Below are 16,839 nucleotides of genomic sequence, written 5' to 3' on the forward strand. Positions count from 1 at the left end.
GGGACCGTTATGCGCCATGGATGGCGCATATCGAGCCCCCATGGACGGGTTTACGGCGTGTGCCGCCAACCCACCCACGCCCGCCCAGTCCGGGCACGTCCACCGGCCCCGTCGCCTTTGCTTTTGACTTGGGGCCGCAACGAAAAATAAATATCCAATTGAAATGTAAGCGTTTTCCCGCCAACGCCATTTCGTTGCATCCGTTATCATGGCCGGCTGATACCCAAAGGAGCCCCCGCCATGCGCCGCAAGATCGTCGCCGGTAACTGGAAGCTGCACGGCAGCCGCCAATTCGCCACCGACCTGGTCAGTGACCTGGTTGCCGACCTCCCACTGCAGGGCGTCGAAGTCGTGGTCCTGCCGCCGCTCCCGTACCTGGGCGAACTGGTCGAAGCCTTCGAAGGCCGCGCCGTCACCTTCGGCTCCCAGGATGTCAGCAGCAACGAAAAGGGCGCCTACACCGGCGAAGTCTCGGCCACCATGCTGGCTGAAGTCGGTGCCCGCTATGGCCTGGTCGGCCACTCCGAACGCCGCCAGTACCACGCCGAAAGCAGCGAACTGGTCGCCCGCAAGTTCGCCGCCGCCCTGCATGCCGGCCTGACCCCGATCCTGTGCGTGGGCGAAACCCTCGAGCAGCGTGAGGCCGATCAGACCGAGGCGGTCATCGCCGCCCAGCTCGCCCCGGTGCTGGAGCTGGTCGGCGCCGCCGGCTTCGCCCAGGCCGTGGTCGCCTATGAGCCGGTCTGGGCCATCGGTACCGGCCGGACTGCCTCCAAGGAGCAGGCCCAGCAGGTCCACGCGTTCATCCGTGGCGAAGTGGCCAAGCTCGATGCTAGAATTGCGGATTCACTGTCGATCCTCTATGGCGGCAGCGTGAAGCCCGACAACGCCGCGGAACTGTTCGCACAGCCCGATGTCGATGGCGGGCTGGTGGGCGGCGCCTCCCTGGTGGCCGCGGACTTCCTTGCCATCGCTGCCGCGGCGGCGGGGCGCTAATTAGTTACGTTGTCGGCCCAACCGCCGGCACGACATGTCCGAGGACGGATTCGAAATGCTGATGTTGATCCTCAATGTGGTCTACGTGCTGGTCGCAGTGGCCATGATCGCGCTCATCCTGATGCAGCGTGGTTCCGGCGCGGCCGCAGGGTCGGGTTTCGGTGCCGGCGCCTCGGGCACTGTGTTCGGCGCGCGTGGCGCGTCCAACTTCCTGTCCAAGTCGACCAAGTGGCTGGCCGTGGTGTTCTTCGGCATCAGCCTCTTCATGGCCTGGTACGCCAGCCATGGCTCGCGCCCGGCGGCGCAGCAGGATCTGGGTCTGATGTCGGCGCCGGCCGCCACTGCGCCGGCCGCACCGGCAGGCGAGCTTCCGGCCGTGCCGAAGGCCCCGGAAACCCCGGCGCAGCAGCCTGTTCCGTCGGCCACTGTGCCGGCTCAGGCGGAAACGCCGAAATCTGGTGAAGAAAAGCCTTCGGAAGGCACCCAGACTCGCTGAAGACGGTTACAATATGCGGCGCACTGGAGAACAACCGGTGCGATCGTAAGCCCAGGTGGCGGAATTGGTAGACGCACTACCTTGAGGTGGTAGCGACGAGAGTCGTAGGGGTTCGAGTCCCCTCTTGGGCACCATTTGTTTGTAAGCGGGTTCGTCTGGCGCGCAAAGCGCCAGGTAGCGGTATCCGTCCACTCCCCCATGCCAAAGCGCCTGCAGGCGCAGCGGCAGAGGCAAGAGAGAATCGCTGTGCTGGCCGAATATTTGCCGTCTCTGCTGTTTCTGATCGTTGCCACCGGTATCGGCGTTGCGCTGATGCTGGTTGGCCGATTCCTCGGTCCCCGACGTCCTGATCTTAAAAAGCTCTCGCCGTACGAATGCGGCTTCGAGGCTTTCGAGGACGCGCGCATGAAGTTCGATGTGCGCTACTACCTGATCGCGATTCAGTTCATCGTATTTGATCTGGAAATCATCTTCATCGTGCCGTGGACCCAGGTCTTCATGGAACTGGGCGCACGTTCGCTGGTCACGATGGGCCTCTTCGTAGGCATGCTTTTCCTCGGTTTCATTTACGTCTGGAAGAAGGGAGCGCTGGAATGGGAGTAATTCAGACGCTCGACGGCCTGATGAACAACCCGGTCCCGGAAGGGCGGGTCGATGACATCCTGCGCCCCGAAGGCGACAACCCCCTGCTCGAAAAGGGTTACGTGACCACCAGCGTCGATGCGCTGTTGAATTGGGCGCGTACCGGTTCGATGTGGCCGATGACCTTTGGTCTGGCCTGCTGCGCAGTGGAAATGATGCACGCCGGTGCGGCGCGTCTGGATCTTGACCGTTACGGTGTGGTGTTCCGCCCGTCGCCGCGTCAGTCCGACGTGATGATCGTGGCCGGCACCCTGGTCAACAAGATGGCTCCGGCCCTGCGCAAGGTCTATGACCAGATGCCGGACCCGAAGTGGGTCATCTCGATGGGCAGCTGCGCCAACGGTGGCGGCTACTACCACTACTCGTATGCAGTAGTGCGTGGCTGTGACCGCGTGGTGCCGGTGGACATCTATGTCCCCGGCTGCCCACCTACCGCCGAAGCGCTGGTGTACGGGATCCTGCAGTTGCAGAAGAAGATCTGGCGTACGCAGACCATCGCCCGCTGACATCCCTCCTGACAAGAGCACGCCAAGCCCCCATGGCAGAGCAAGCACATTCCTTCATCGACCGACTTTCCGCACGTTTCGCAGGTGCGCAGGTCTTCGTGGTCGAACCCCGCGGCGAAGTGACGCTGGAAGTGCCCGCCGCTGACTGGCATGCCACCGCTCTGGCGCTGCGCGACGAATTCGGTTTCGAGCAGGCGGTTGACCTGTGCGGCCTGGACTACCTCGGCTATGGCAGCGACGAATGGGATACGGCCGATGTGTCGTCCCAGGGCTTCAGCCGTGGCGTGGAGGGCAAGTCCGTCGGTCGTTTCGCCTGGGGTGAATTCCCCACCCGCGAAACCAGCGATGGCGCCCAGCCGCAGCCGATCCCGCTGCAGCGTTTTGCCGTGGTTACCCAGCTGCGTTCCTACCAGCACAACCTCACGATGCGCATCCGTTGCTTTGCGCCGAACGAGGAGCTGCCGGTGGTCGCGTCGCTGACCAACATCTGGCCGGGCCTGAACTGGTTCGAGCGCGAAGCGTTCGATCTGTTCGGCGTGATCTTCGAAGGTCACCCGGACCTGCGCCGGATCCTGACCGACTACGGTTTCGTCGGGCACCCGTTCCGCAAGGATTTCCCGCTGATCGGCAACGTCGAAGTGCGCTACGACGAAGAGAAGCAGCGCGTGATCTACGAGCCGGTGACCTCGGTCGAGCCGCGCGTCGGCGTGCCGCGTGTCATCCGTGACGACGCCCGTTTCCAGACCGCTGCCGGCGAAAGCGCGCAGACGGAGGCAAGCAAGTGAGTGAATTCCACCAGGCCAGCCAGGCCTTTGCGAGCAATCCGGCCGAACTCCGGCAGGAGATCCGCAACTACACGATGAACTTCGGTCCGCAGCATCCGGCCGCGCACGGTGTGCTGCGCCTGATCCTGGAAATGGACGGCGAAACCATCATGCGCGCGGACCCCCACGTGGGCCTGCTGCACCGTGGTACCGAAAAGCTGGCCGAGTCCAAGCCGTTCAACCAGTCGATCGGCTACATGGATCGCCTGGATTACGTGTCGATGATGTGCAACGAGCACGCCTACGTGCGCGCGATCGAGACCCTGATGGGAATCGAGGCGCCCGAGCGTGCCCAGTACATCCGCACCATGTTCGACGAAATCACCCGCATCCTGAATCACCTGATGTGGCTGGGTTCCAACGCGCTCGATCTGGGCGCGATGGCGGTCATGCTGTACGCCTTCCGCGAACGTGAAGAGCTGATGGACTGCTATGAAGCGGTCTCCGGCGCGCGCATGCACGCGGCGTACTACCGTCCGGGCGGCGTCTACCGCGACCTGCCGGACCACATGCCCAAGTACAAGGAATCGCGCTGGCACAAGGGCAAGGCCCTGAAGAACCTCAACGCCTCGCGCGAAGGTTCGCTGCTGGATTTCCTGGAGAACTTCACCGTTGAGTTCCCCAAGCGCGTCGACGAATACGAAACCCTGCTGACCGACAACCGTATCTGGAAGCAGCGTACGGTCGGCATCGGCGTGGTCACCCCGGAACTGGCCCACGCCTGGGGCATGACCGGCGTGATGCTGCGCGGCTCGGGCATTGCCTGGGATCTGCGCAAGAAGCAGCCGTATGCCAAGTACGACGCGGTCGAGTTCGACATCCCGCTCGGCAAGGAAGGTGACTGCTACGACCGTTACCTGTGCCGCGTGGCCGAGATGCGCGAATCCAACCGCATCATCAAGCAGTGCGTGACCTGGCTGAAGGCCAACCCGGGTCCGGTCATGGTCAAGAACTTCAAGGTCGCGCCGCCCAGCCGCGAAGACATGAAGGACGACATGGAAGCGCTGATCCATCACTTCAAGCTGTTCAGTGAAGGCTACTGCGTCCCCGCCGGCGAAACCTACGCCGCCGTCGAAGCGCCCAAGGGCGAGTTCGGCTGCTACCTGATGTCCGATGGTGCCAACAAGCCGTTCCGCGTGCATCTGCGCGCGCCGGGCTTCGCCCATCTGTCCTCGATCGACTCGATCGTGCGCGGGCACATGCTCGCCGACGTGGTGGCCATGATCGGCACCTATGATCTGGTGTTCGGTGAGGTGGACCGGTGATCGCATCCGCTTGCACGACGCCTGACACCCGCCGGCTGCTGCCGGCGCTGCAGGTTCTGGTTTTTAACGATTTCGTATTCGCTGAGGTCGGCCGATGAAGGCGACAGGTAATTTCGAGGCGGCGCGCGACGTCGACCCGATGGTGGTCTTGAATGACAAGACCCGTGCGCACATCGATCACTGGCTGGCCAAGTTCCCGCCGGATCGCAAGCGCTCGGCTGTCCTGCAGGGCCTGCACGCCGCACAGGAACAGAATGCGGGCTGGCTGACCGACGAACTGATCGCCGGCGTCGCCAAGTACCTGGATCTGCCGCCGGTGTGGGCCTACGAGGTCGCCAGCTTCTACTCGATGTTCGAACTGGAGAAGGTCGGCCGCCACAACGTCGCCTTCTGCACCAACATCAGCTGCTGGTTGAACGGTGCCGAAGACCTGGTCGCGCACGCCGAGAAGAAGCTCGGCTGCAAGACCGGTCAGTCCACCGCCGATGGCCGCATCTACCTCAAGCGCGAAGAAGAATGCCTGGCTGGTTGCGCCGGTGCGCCGATGATGGTCATCAATGGCCATTACCACGAGCGCCTGACCGTCGAGAAAGTCGACGAGCTGCTGGACGGGTTGGAGTAAGACATGGCACATCATCACGCACCCAGTGGTCCGGTCGGTCCCGCACCGTTGCCGCACCAGGTGGTCTATACCACCCTGCATTACGACACCCCGTGGTCGTATGAAAGCTACCTCAAGACCGGTGGCTACGCCGCCCTGCGCAAGATCCTCGAAGAGAAGATCTCGCCGGAGCAGGTCATCGAGATGGTCAAGCAGTCCAACCTGCGCGGCCGTGGCGGCGCGGGTTTCCCGACCGGCCTGAAGTGGTCCTTCATGCCCAAGGGCACCATGCAGAAGTACATCCTGTGCAACTCGGATGAATCCGAGCCGGGGACCTGCAAGGACCGCGACATCCTGCGTTACAACCCGCATTCGGTCGTGGAAGGCATGGCGATCGCCTGCTACGCCACCGGCTCGACCGTGGGCTACAACTACCTGCGTGGTGAGTTCCACCACGAGCCGTTCGAGAACTTCGAGCAGGCCCTGGCCGACGCATACGCGAACGGCTGGCTGGGCAAGGACATCCTCGGCAGCGGCGTGGACATCGACATCTACGGTGCGCTGGGTGCCGGCGCCTACATCTGCGGCGAAGAAACCGCGCTGATGGAATCGCTGGAAGGCAAGAAGGGCCAGCCGCGCTACAAGCCACCGTTCCCGGCCAACTTCGGCCTGTACGGCAAGCCGTCGACGATCAATAACACCGAGACCTATGCCTCGGTGCCGGCGATCATCCGCAACGGCCCGGAATGGTTCGCAGGCCTGAGCCTGACCAAGAACGGCGGTCCGAAGATCTTCTCGGTTTCCGGTTGCGTGCAGAAGGGCGGCAACTTCGAAGTGCCGCTGGGCACCACCTTCGACGACCTGCTGGAAATGGCCGGTGGTCTGAAGCCGGGCCGCACGCTCAAGGGCGCGGTCCCGGGCGGCGTCTCGATGCCGGTGCTGAAGGCTGAAGAGCTCAAGGGCCTGCAGATGGACTACGACACCCTGCGTGCCCTGGGCACCGGTCTGGGGTCGGGCGCAATCGTGGTGCTGGACGACAGCGTCTGCTGCGTCAAGTTCGCCTGCCGTATCTCGCAGTTCTTCCACAAGGAATCCTGTGGGCAGTGCACCCCGTGCCGTGAAGGCACCGGCTGGATGCACCGCGTGCTGGAGCGCATCGTCGCCGGCAAGGCCACGATGGAAGACCTGCATCAGTTGAAGACGGTGGCCGGCCAGATTGAAGGTCACACCATCTGCGCGTTCGGTGAAGCGGCGGCATGGCCCATCCAGGGCTTCCTGCGCCAGTTCTGGGACGAATTCGAGTACTACATCGTCAACGGTCATTCGATGGTTGACGGCAAGAAGGTGGAGGCAGCCGCCGCATGAGCGCGCAACCCAACAACCCGGGCGTGACGCCGGCCGTGGTGCCCGAGGGACATGTCACCGTCGAAATCGACGGCCAGTCCCTGGTCGTGCCCAAGGGCTCGATGATCATCCAGGCCGCCGACAAGGCGGGCATTCCGATCCCGCGCTTCTGCTACCACGAGAAGCTGCCGATCGCCGCCAACTGCCGCATGTGCCTGGTCGACGTGGAAAAGTCGCCCAAGCCGGCACCGGCCTGCGCGACGCCTGTCATGGATGGCATGAAGGTCGCCACCCGCAGTGAAAAGGCGCTGAAGTTCCAGCGCTCGGTGATGGAATTCCTGCTGATCAACCATCCGCTGGACTGCCCGATCTGCGATCAGGGCGGCGAGTGCGAACTGCAGGACGTATCGCTGGGCTATGGCCGTTCGGTCAGCCGCTTCAACGAGCGCAAGCGCGTGGTGCCCGACGAGGACATCGGTCCGCTGGTCGCCACCGAAATGACCCGCTGCATCCAGTGCACCCGCTGCGTCCGCTTCACCGCCGACGTTGCCGGTACCTATGAACTGGGTGGCATGTACCGCGGTGAAAGCCTGCAGATCGGCACCTACGACGGCAAGCCGCTGACCACCGAGCTGTCCGGCAACGTCGTCGACGTCTGCCCGGTCGGTGCGCTGACCAACAAGGTGTTCCAGTTCCGCGCCCGTCCGTGGGAACTGACCGCGCGCGAGTCGCTGGGTTACCACGATGCGATGGGCTCGAACCTGTTCCTGCACGTGCGCCGCGGCGAAGTGCTGCGCGCCGTGCCGCGCGACAACGAGTCGGTCAACGAATGCTGGCTGTCCGATCGTGACCGCTATTCGCACCAGGGCCTGTACAGCGATGACCGTGCGGTCAAGCCGCTGCGCAAGCTCAATGGCGAGTGGAAGGAAGTGAGCTGGGCTGAAGGCCTGGCCGCTGCCAAGGAAATTTTCGCCGCCAACCAGGGCGACGACCTCGGCGTGCTGGTGCACCCGTCGGCCTCGAACGAGGAGGGCGCACTGCTGGCCCGTCTCGCCGCCGGCCTGGGCACCACGAACATCGATCACCGCATCAACAACCGCGACTTCTCCGACGCCGCCACCGCCGAAGTGTTCGGCCTGCCGCTGGCCGAGATCGAAGGCGCGGACAGCATCGTCGTGCTCGGCAGCAACATCCGCCACGAGCTGCCGCTGCTGCATGCCCGCCTGCGCAAGGCGCAGACCACGCGCAACGCGAAGATCCACGCCGTCAATCCGGTGGACTTCGATTTCGCGTTCAAGCTGGCCAGCAAGCAGATCGTCGCCCCGTCGGCCTTCATCGACGCACTGGGCAATGCCGAGCTGCGGGATGCCGTCAAGGGCGCCAGCAACGCCGTGCTGATCGTCGGTGGCATCGCCGAAAACCACCCGCAGGCTGCCGCGATCCGCGCCGCCGCGCGTGATTTCGCCGCTGCAACCGGTGCCAAGCTGTGCCGTATCCCGCAGGGCGCCAATGCCGTGGGTCTGACCCGCGCCGGCGTGCTGCCGGCCGGCAAGGACGTCAACGCCATGCTGGCCCAGCCGCGCAAGGCCTATGCGATCTACGGCATCGAGCCGGGCCTGGACTTCGCCGACGCCGCCGCTGCCCGCAAGGCACTGGCCGGTGCCCAGGTGGTGGCTTTCAGCCAGTTCGCCTGTGCCTCGACCCGCGATGTCGCCGACGTGATCCTGCCGATCGGTGCACTGCCGGAAGTGGATGCCACCCTGACCAACCTCGATGGTCGCGAGCAGTCGGCCCGTGCCGGCGGCAAGCTGCCGGGCGAGGCGCGTGAAGGCTGGCGCGTGCTGCGTGCACTGGGCGGCGAACTGTCGCTGGCCGGTTTCGAGTTCACCGATCTGGCCGGCCTGCGCGCCAGCCTGGCACCGGTCAGCGTCACCGTCTCTTCCTCGGCGGCAACGCCGGTGGCAGGCGAGGGCCTGGAAGTGACCTCGACCGCCGCGATCTACCGCACCGATGCGGTGGTCCGTCGCGCCCAGGCACTGCAGTCGCATCCGCTCAACACCGCGCCGCGCATCGTGCTCAACACCGCCGATGCCGCCCGCCTGCAGTTGGTCGAAGGGCAGATGGCCAAGGTCGGCACCGATGCCGGTCGCGCCACCCTGCCGGTGGTGGTGGACGCCCGCGTCGCCGCGGGTTCGGTCTGGATTGAATCGGGCCACGGTGCAACCGCACCGCTGGGTGCCGCACGCGTAACGGTGGTGGCTGCATGAACGAATTGCTGTTGAACGCGGTCGACCCGCTGCACCAGTGGCTGCTGTCACTGGGCGACATCGGCGCGCTGCTCTGGATCATCCTGAAGATCCTGGTGATCGCCATGCCGGTGATCATTTCGGTGGCCTTCTACGTGGTCTGGGAGCGCAAGCTGATCGGCTGGATGCACGTGCGTCATGGCCCGATGTATGTCGGCATGGGCATCTTCCAGGCCTTCGCCGACGTCTTCAAACTGCTGTTCAAGGAAATCATCCAGCCGAGCAGCTCGCACAAGGCGATGTTCATCCTTGCGCCGCTGATCACGCTGGGCCCGGCCTTCGCAGCCTGGTCGGTGATTCCCTTCGACGCACAGATCGTGCTGTCCAACGCCAACGCCGGCCTGCTGTATCTGCTGGCGATGACCTCGCTGGGCGTGTACGGCATCATCCTGGCCGGTTGGGCGTCCAACTCGAAGTACGCGTTCCTGGGTGCCATGCGCGCCTCGGCGCAGATGATCAGCTACGAAATCGCGATGGGCTTCGCCCTGGTCGGCGTGATGATCGCCTCGGGCAGCCTCAACCTGAGCAACATCGTGATGGCGCAGGCGGGCAACTCCGGTCTGTTCGACTGGTTCCTGCTGCCGCTGTTCCCGTTGTTCATCGTGTACTGGGTGTCCGGCGTCGCCGAAACCAACCGCGCGCCGTTCGACGTCGTGGAAGGTGAATCGGAAATCGTGGCCGGCCACATGGTCGAATACTCCGGTGGTGCGTTCGCGCTGTTCTTCCTGGCCGAATACGCCAACATGATCCTGATCAGCTTCCTGATCTCGATCTTCTTCCTCGGTGGTTGGCTGAGCCCGCTCCAGGGGTGGATCACGGCAGACATCTCGCCGTGGATCGACTGGATCTGGAAGGGCGGCTGGCCGTGGCTGCTGCTGAAGGTCTTCTTCTTCGCCAGCTCCTACATCTGGTTCCGTGCCAGCTTCCCGCGCTTCCGTTACGACCAGATCATGCGTCTGGGCTGGAAGGTCTTCATCCCGCTCACCATCTTCTGGATTGCAGTGACGGCGTTGATGGTGTTTTACGGCGTGATCCAGAAGGGCGTCTAAGCGATGAACCGAATTACCCATTACTTCAAAAGCCTGCTGCTCCTTGAGCTGCTCGGTGGTCTGTGGCTGACCCTGAAGTACGCCTTCAAGCCGAAGTACACGATGATGTACCCGATGGAGAAGTTCCCGCAGTCGCCGCGTTTCCGCGGTCTGCATGCACTTCGCCGCTACCCCAACGGTGAGGAACGCTGCATCGCATGCAAATTGTGCGAAGCGGTGTGCCCGGCGCTGGCGATCACCATCGATTCGGCCAAGCGCGAGGACGGCACCCGCCGTACCACCCGTTACGACATCGATCTGTTCAAGTGCATCTTCTGCGGCTTCTGTGAAGAAAGCTGCCCGGTGGACTCGATCGTCGAGACCCACATTCTCGAGTACCACTTCGAGAACCGTGGCGAGAACATCGTTACCAAGCCGCAGCTGCTGGCCATCGGTGATCGGCTTGAAGCCGAGATCGCCGAGCGTCGCGCCGCCGATGCCGCTTTCCGCTGAGGTCGAATGATGGATTGGGTAAATATCAGTTTCTGGGTCTTCTCCATCGTGGCGGGCATTTCCGCTGCGGCGGTGATCAGCGTGCGCAATCCGGTCTACGCCGTGTTGTGCCTGATCCTGACCTTCTTCTCCGTGGCCTGCATCTGGATCCTGGTCGGGGCCGAGTTCCTCGGTGTCGCGCTGGTGCTGGTCTACGTCGGCGCGGTCATGGTGCTGTTCCTGTTCGTGGTGATGATGCTGGACATCGATCCCTCCAACCTGCGTGAGGGCTGGGTACGTTACCTGCCGCTCGGCCTGGTGGTGGCGGTGACGATGCTCGTGCAGATGCTGGTGCTGATCGGCGTGAAGGGCAGGGCGGTCAATCCGTTCCCCGCCGACAACGCTGCCGCGCTGGCGGCTGACACCTCCAACATCACCTGGCTGGCGCGCAGCCTGTTCACCGAGTACCTGCTGCCGTTCGAGTTCGCCGCCGTCATCCTGACCGTGGCCGTGGTTGCCGCCGTGATGCTGACCCTGCGTCGCCGCACAGGCCTGAAGACCCAGAACCCGTCCGAGCAGACCATGGTCAAGGGCAGCGATCGCCTGCGCATCGTCAAGATGGATGTGGAGAAGCCGGTCGTGCACACCAACATCAAGCCGTCCAGCAACGAGGAGGCGCAGCCATGATCACGCTTGGCCACATTCTGGCGCTGGGTGCGGTGCTGTTCTGCATCAGCCTTGCCGGCATCTTCCTCAACCGCAAGAACATCATCGTGCTGTTGATGTCCATCGAGTTGATGCTGCTGTCGGTCAACATCAATTTCGTCGGGTTCTCGCGTGAGATGGGTGATACGGCCGGACAGCTGTTCGTCTTCTTCATCCTGACCGTGGCCGCGGCCGAGGCCGCCATCGGCCTCGCGATCCTGGTAACCCTGTTCCGTACTCGCCGCACCATCAATGTCGGCGAAGTCGATTCGCTGAAGGGCTGATCCGTAGATGGAAATCACTCTCTCCAAGAGTCTGTTGATCGCAGTGGTGCTCGCACCGCTGTTCGGCAGCATCATCGCCGGCCTGTTCGGTCGTCAGGTCGGTCGCGCTGGCGCGCAGGCGGTCACCATCCTCGGCGTGGCGGTCAGCTGCGTGCTGTCCAGCTATGTGCTGTACATGCTGCTGTGGGGCGGCGCCCAGCCGTTCAACCAGAACCTCTATACGTTCTTCGATGTTGGCCAGTACTCGGCGCACGTCGGCTTCATGGTCGACAAACTCACCGCGATGATGATGGTCGTGGTGACCTTCGTGTCCTTCCTGGTGCACGTGTACACCATCGGCTACATGCAGGATGACCCGGGTTACCAGCGGTTCTTCAGCTACATCTCGCTGTTCACCTTCTCGATGCTCACCCTGGTGATGAGCAACAACTTCCTGCAGCTGTTCTTCGGCTGGGAAGCGGTGGGCCTCGTTTCGTACCTGCTGATCGGCTTCTGGTTCAAGCGCCCGACCGCCATCTTCGCCAACATGAAGGCCTTCCTGGTCAACCGTGTCGGTGACTTCGGCTTCATCCTCGGCATCGCCGGTGTGCTGTGGGTGTTCGGCTCGCTGGATTACGCCACCGTGTTCGCCAATGCCCAGGTGCTGGGCCATCCGGATGCGCTGATCCAGATCTGGTCGGGCACGATCAACCTGTTCGGCACCTCCATCCCGGTGATGAGCGAGCCGGTGATCTGGTCGGTCGCCACCGTGATCTGCATCTGCCTGTTCATCGGTGCGATGGGCAAGTCGGCCCAGGTGCCGCTGCATGTCTGGCTGCCGGACTCGATGGAAGGCCCGACCCCGATCTCGGCCCTGATCCACGCCGCGACCATGGTCACCGCGGGTATCTTCATGGTCACCCGCATGTCGCCGCTGTTCGAGCTGTCGCAGACCGCGCTGAACTTCGTGCTGTTCATCGGTGCCACCACCGCGTTCTTCACCGGCCTGATCGGCATCGTGCAGAACGACATCAAGCGCGTCGTCGCGTACTCCACGCTGTCCCAGCTGGGTTACATGACCGTCGCCCTGGGTGTGTCGGCCTACTCGGCGGCCGTGTTCCACCTGATGACCCACGCCTTCTTCAAGGCGCTGCTGTTCCTCGGCGCGGGCTCGGTGATCATCGCCATGCACCACGAGCAGGACATGCGCAAGATGGGCGGCCTGCGCAAGTACATGCCGATCACCTTTGTCACCATGTGGATCGGTACGCTGGCCCTGGTCGGTACCCCGTTCTTCTCCGGCTTCTACTCCAAGGACACCATCATCGAGGCCGCGCAGCACCACGCGCATGTGTCCTCGAGCTGGGTGGCGACCTACGGGTACTGGGCGGTGCTGGGTGGCGTGGTCGTCACCAGCTTCTACAGCTTCCGCCTGCTGTTCCTGACCTTCCATGGCAAGGAGCGCTTCCGCGATGCGCATGACGATCATGGCCATGGTCACGGCCATGACGATCACCACGCCGCTGACGCGCATGCCGCCGATGCCCACCATGGCGACGCGCATCATGACGATCATGGCCACGGCCATGGCGCGCATGAGCCGCACGAAACCCCGTGGGTGGTGACGCTGCCGCTGATCCTGCTGGCGATTCCCTCGATGGTCATCGGTTTCTTCAGCATCGGTCCGATGCTGTATGGCACCGACTGGGCCGGCCACCACGCCGAGACCGCCATCCCGGGCCAGACGCATTCGTTCTTCACCGGCATCGTTGATTTCTACGACCCGGCGCGCAACACCATCGGTGCGCTGGCCGAAGAGTTCCACGGCCCGGTGGCCTTCGCGATCCACGGCATGATGGCCCCGGCCTTCATCCTGACGGTGGTCGGCTTCCTGCTGGCGGCGCTGTTCTACCTGTGGAAGCCGGAACTGGCCGGCAAGGCCCGCAAGACCTTCGCGCCGATCGTGTCGGTGCTGGAGAACAAGTACGGCTTCGACAAGCTCTGGATCGGCGGTTTCGCCGGCGGCGGTATCAAGCTCAGCAAGGTTTCGCGCGCGATCGACACGAATGTGGTCGATGGTGTGGTGGTCAACGGTTCGGCGCGCCTGATCGATCTGGCGGCCAACCTGCTGCGTCGCACCCAATCCGGTTTCCTCTATCACTACGCCTTCGCGATGATCATCGGCCTGATTGCCCTTCTGGGCGTCCTGATGCATTACCTGCGTTGATGACCTGTACGGAATAAGAAGACGTGTCGAACTGGCCCCTACTTAGTGTTCTCATCTGGCTGCCGATCATCGGCGGTGCCTTGATCCTTGCCATCCGTGATGCCCAAACCGCCCGGTGGGCGTCCCTGGGCGTCGCGGTGCTGACCTTCGTGGCCAGCCTGTCGCTGCTCAGCGGCTACGACGTGGGGAACGACGCGCTGCAGTTCGTCGAGACCCGCGCCTGGATTCCCGCCTACGACATCGGCTACAACCTGGGCGTCGACGGCATCGCGATCGCGCTGATCCTGCTGACCACGCTGGTCTCGGTGCTGGCCCTGATCGGTGCCTGGAGCGCGATCGACAAGCGCGTGAACCAGTACGTGGCCGCCTTCCTGATCCTGGAAGGCGTCACGGTCGGCATCTTTGCTGCGACGGACGCGATGCTGTTCTACGTGTTCTTCGAAGCGATGCTGATCCCGATGTTCCTGATCATCGGTGTCTGGGGTGGCCCGCGCCGCATCTACGCCGCGCTGAAGTTCTTCCTGTACACCTTCCTCGGCTCGGTGCTGATGCTGGTGGCCTTGATCTACCTGTACCTGAAGGGCGGCAGCTTCCAGCTGGCCGACCTGTACCAGCTGCAGCTGTCGGGCAAGGAACAGACCTGGATATTCTTCGCGTTCCTGATCGCGTTTGCGGTCAAGGTGCCGATGTTCCCGGTCCACACCTGGCTGCCGGACGCCCACGTCGAAGCGCCCACCGCCGGTTCGGTGATCCTGGCCGCGATCGCGCTGAAGATCGGTGGCTACGGCTTCCTGCGCTTCAACCTGCCGATCGTCCCGGACGCCTCGCAGGAATGGGCATGGCTGGTGATCACGCTGTCGCTGATCGCGGTGATCTACGTCGGCCTGGTCGCCCTGGTGCAGGACGACATGAAGAAGCTGATCGCCTATTCGTCGATCGCGCACATGGGCTTCGTGACCCTGGGTACCTTCATCGCCCTGTGGCTGGTGCGTGACGCCGGCAATCCGGATGCGGCCCGCCTGGGCCTGCAGGGTGCAATGGTGCAGATGGTCTCGCACGGCTTCGTGTCCGGCGCGATGTTCTCCTGCGTCGGCGTGCTGTACGACCGCATGCACAGCCGCCGCATCGCCGATTACGGCGGCGTGGTCAACGTCATGCCCTGGTTCGCCACCTTCGCCATGCTCTTCTTCATGGCCAATGCCGGTCTGCCGGGTACCAGCGGTTTCGTCGGTGAATTCATGATCATCATGGCCAGCTTCCAGCGCAATCCGTGGCTGGCACTCGGCGCGGCGAGCACCTTGGTGATCACCGCGGCGTATACGCTGTGGCTGTACAAGCGCGTGTTCTTCGGTGAGGTGGCCAACGCCCATGTCGCCGAACTGAAGGACATCAACGGTCGCGAGTGGCTGGTGTTGGGTGTATTCGCCGTGGGCACCCTTGCCCTGGGCCTGTACCCCAAGCCGCTGACCGACCTGATGGAGCCCTCGATCGCGAAGCTGGCGATGCAGATCGCATCCAGCAAGCTGCTGTAATCGGGCCGTCGAGAGTATTGATTCCAGGATTTGATGATGACCACCTCGCCGCTGTTGCCACTGACCGCCGCTGACCTCCCGCCGCTCGCTCCCGAGCTGGTGCTGGTCGGCAGTGCGTTCGCCCTGTTGATGCTTGATCTTTTCATCAGTGAAAAGAACAAGATCTGGACCCACCTGTTCTCGGTCGCCGCGCTGGCGGTCGTGTTCTTCATGCTCGCCACCGGAGTGGGCGGGCAGGGCGAGGTCTTCCACGGCATGTTCGTCCGCGACACCGCGGCCGACGTGATGAAGACCGTGATCGTGCTGTGCAGCGGCCTGACCCTGATCTACGGCTGGAGCTACCTGCGCGAGCGCAAGCTCTACCAGGGCGAAATCCCGGTGCTGATTCTGTTCGCCACCGCGGGCATGATGATCCTGGTCTCGGCCGGCAGCCTGCTGATGGTCTATCTCGGCCTGGAACTGCTGGCGCTGTGCTCCTACGCGCTGGTCGCCAGCAACCGTGAAAACGGCCTGGCTTCGGAAGCGGCGATGAAGTACATCGTGCTCGGCTCGCTCGCCTCGGGCCTGCTGCTGTACGGCATGTCGCTGATCTACGGCGCCACCGGCTCGCTGCACCTGGACGCCATCAACGCGGCCATTCCGCATACCGAAGAGAAGATGCTGCTGCTGACCGGCGCGGTGTTCATGATCGCCGGCGTGGCCTTCAAGCTGGGTGCGGCACCGTTCCACATGTGGCTGCCCGACGTGTACCAGGGTGCCCCGGCACCGGTCGCGCTGTTCATCAGCTCGGCCCCGAAGCTGGCGGCGTTCGGCATGGCCTACCGCCTGCTGGAAATGGGCGTGGGTCCGCTGGCCGACGAGTGGAAGTACCTGATCGGTGGCCTGGCCGCACTGTCGCTGGTGATCGGCAACCTGATGGCGATCGCGCAGACCAACCTCAAGCGCATGCTCGCGTTCTCGACCGTCTCGCACATCGGCTTCCTGCTGATGGGCATGGCCGGTGGTGGCGAGCGGGGTTACTCGGCGGCGCTGTTCTACGCCCTGAGCTACGCGATCATGTCCACTGCCGCGTTCGGCGCGATCATCGCCTTGTCGCGCAATGGCTTTGAAGCCGAGAAGATCGAAGACTTCAAGGGTCTGAATGCCCGCAACCCGTGGATGGCCGGCCTGGTGCTGTGCATCATGGCGTCGCTGGCAGGCATCCCGCCGTTCCTGGGCTTCTGGACCAAACTGGCCGTGCTCGGTGCCGCGATCCAGGGCGACATGCTGTGGCTGGCCATGGTCGGCGTGATCTGCGCCGTGATCGGCTGCTTCTACTACCTGCGCGTGATCAAGGTCATGTACTTCGATGAGCCGGTGGGTGAGCCGCTGCCGGCCAACAACGACCGCGTGCTGGGCGTGGTGCTGGGCGTGAATGCCCTGGCGCTGCTGGCCCTGGGTGTGGCGTGGAACCCGATCATGGTGTGGTGCCAGCAGGCATTTGCACATATTTCGTAAAAAACGATACAAACGTGCGCAACTCGTGTAATATTCATCTCCTGAGTTGTTGATGCAGCGGTTTCGCCAGAACATCGTTGCTAGGAAGTCCCTCGGGTCTTCCGCACTCATCCGC

At 63.5% G+C, this 16,839-nt stretch carries 16 protein-coding genes and 1 tRNA gene; all 17 read left to right on the forward strand.

What is annotated here, in order from left to right; genetic code table 11:
* Positions 1-240: 240 nt before the first annotated feature.
* Entirely contained in the window at positions 241-996 is a 756-nt protein-coding gene (gene tpiA, locus ABE463_RS08140) for a triose-phosphate isomerase (RefSeq protein ID WP_346467811.1), read from the forward strand.
* A gap of 55 nt (positions 997-1,051) precedes the next feature.
* Complete coding sequence (gene secG, locus ABE463_RS08145; RefSeq protein WP_026069698.1) at positions 1,052-1,492, forward strand: preprotein translocase subunit SecG; 441 nt, start codon at positions 1,052-1,054, stop codon at positions 1,490-1,492.
* A 49-nt stretch (positions 1,493-1,541) separates the two neighbouring features.
* Positions 1,542-1,626 (forward strand) — tRNA-Leu (locus ABE463_RS08150).
* A 112-nt stretch (positions 1,627-1,738) separates the two neighbouring features.
* Positions 1,739-2,095 (forward strand): NADH-quinone oxidoreductase subunit A, encoded by a 357-nt coding sequence (locus tag ABE463_RS08155; protein WP_026069699.1) that lies wholly within the window; start codon positions 1,739-1,741, stop codon positions 2,093-2,095.
* The gene (locus ABE463_RS08160) at positions 2,086-2,640 is read left to right on the forward strand and encodes an NADH-quinone oxidoreductase subunit B (protein ID WP_019182677.1); all 555 of its coding nucleotides are present in this window, start codon (positions 2,086-2,088) and stop codon (positions 2,638-2,640) included. The genes ABE463_RS08155 and ABE463_RS08160 overlap by 10 nt, the downstream gene beginning before the upstream one ends.
* Before the next feature lie 32 nt (positions 2,641-2,672).
* Positions 2,673-3,425, forward strand: a complete 753-nt coding sequence (locus ABE463_RS08165; protein ID WP_121038427.1) for an NADH-quinone oxidoreductase subunit C — start codon at positions 2,673-2,675, stop codon at positions 3,423-3,425.
* Positions 3,422-4,729, forward strand: coding sequence for an NADH-quinone oxidoreductase subunit D (locus tag ABE463_RS08170; RefSeq protein ID WP_121038424.1), 1,308 nt, complete (start codon positions 3,422-3,424; stop codon positions 4,727-4,729). Before ABE463_RS08165 ends, ABE463_RS08170 begins: the two co-directional genes overlap by 4 nt.
* Before the next feature lie 94 nt (positions 4,730-4,823).
* Positions 4,824-5,351, forward strand: a complete 528-nt coding sequence (nuoE, locus tag ABE463_RS08175; protein WP_121038421.1) for an NADH-quinone oxidoreductase subunit NuoE — start codon at positions 4,824-4,826, stop codon at positions 5,349-5,351.
* Positions 5,352-5,354: 3 nt separating this feature from the next.
* Entirely contained in the window at positions 5,355-6,695 is a 1,341-nt protein-coding gene (nuoF, locus tag ABE463_RS08180; protein WP_123730636.1) for an NADH-quinone oxidoreductase subunit NuoF, read from the forward strand.
* A complete protein-coding gene (gene nuoG, locus ABE463_RS08185) occupies positions 6,692-8,941 on the forward strand; it encodes an NADH-quinone oxidoreductase subunit NuoG (protein WP_346467812.1) in 2,250 nt (749 codons plus the stop codon). The genes nuoF and nuoG overlap by 4 nt, the downstream gene beginning before the upstream one ends.
* A complete protein-coding gene (nuoH, locus tag ABE463_RS08190) occupies positions 8,938-10,029 on the forward strand; it encodes an NADH-quinone oxidoreductase subunit NuoH (RefSeq protein WP_102788058.1) in 1,092 nt (363 codons plus the stop codon). The genes nuoG and nuoH overlap by 4 nt, the downstream gene beginning before the upstream one ends.
* Positions 10,030-10,032: 3 nt before the next feature.
* Positions 10,033-10,521 (forward strand): NADH-quinone oxidoreductase subunit NuoI, encoded by a 489-nt coding sequence (nuoI, locus tag ABE463_RS08195; protein ID WP_121038409.1) that lies wholly within the window; start codon positions 10,033-10,035, stop codon positions 10,519-10,521.
* A gap of 9 nt (positions 10,522-10,530) precedes the next feature.
* The gene (locus ABE463_RS08200; RefSeq protein ID WP_121041162.1) at positions 10,531-11,187 is read left to right on the forward strand and encodes an NADH-quinone oxidoreductase subunit J; all 657 of its coding nucleotides are present in this window, start codon (positions 10,531-10,533) and stop codon (positions 11,185-11,187) included.
* Entirely contained in the window at positions 11,184-11,489 is a 306-nt protein-coding gene (gene nuoK, locus ABE463_RS08205) for an NADH-quinone oxidoreductase subunit NuoK (protein ID WP_019182685.1), read from the forward strand. Before ABE463_RS08200 ends, nuoK begins: the two co-directional genes overlap by 4 nt.
* A gap of 7 nt (positions 11,490-11,496) precedes the next feature.
* Positions 11,497-13,695 (forward strand): NADH-quinone oxidoreductase subunit L, encoded by a 2,199-nt coding sequence (nuoL, locus tag ABE463_RS08210; RefSeq protein WP_346467813.1) that lies wholly within the window; start codon positions 11,497-11,499, stop codon positions 13,693-13,695.
* A gap of 23 nt (positions 13,696-13,718) precedes the next feature.
* On the forward strand, positions 13,719-15,227 hold the full coding sequence (locus tag ABE463_RS08215) for an NADH-quinone oxidoreductase subunit M (protein ID WP_346467814.1): 1,509 nt from the start codon (positions 13,719-13,721) through the stop codon (positions 15,225-15,227).
* 36 nt (positions 15,228-15,263) lie between these two features.
* Positions 15,264-16,724, forward strand: a complete 1,461-nt coding sequence (nuoN, locus tag ABE463_RS08220; RefSeq protein WP_259261441.1) for an NADH-quinone oxidoreductase subunit NuoN — start codon at positions 15,264-15,266, stop codon at positions 16,722-16,724.
* Positions 16,725-16,839: the final 115 nt, after the last annotated feature.

It is taken from the genome of Stenotrophomonas sp. TWI819, from assembly GCF_039673075.1.
Classification (GTDB): Bacteria; Pseudomonadota; Gammaproteobacteria; order Xanthomonadales; family Xanthomonadaceae; genus Stenotrophomonas; species Stenotrophomonas rhizophila_B.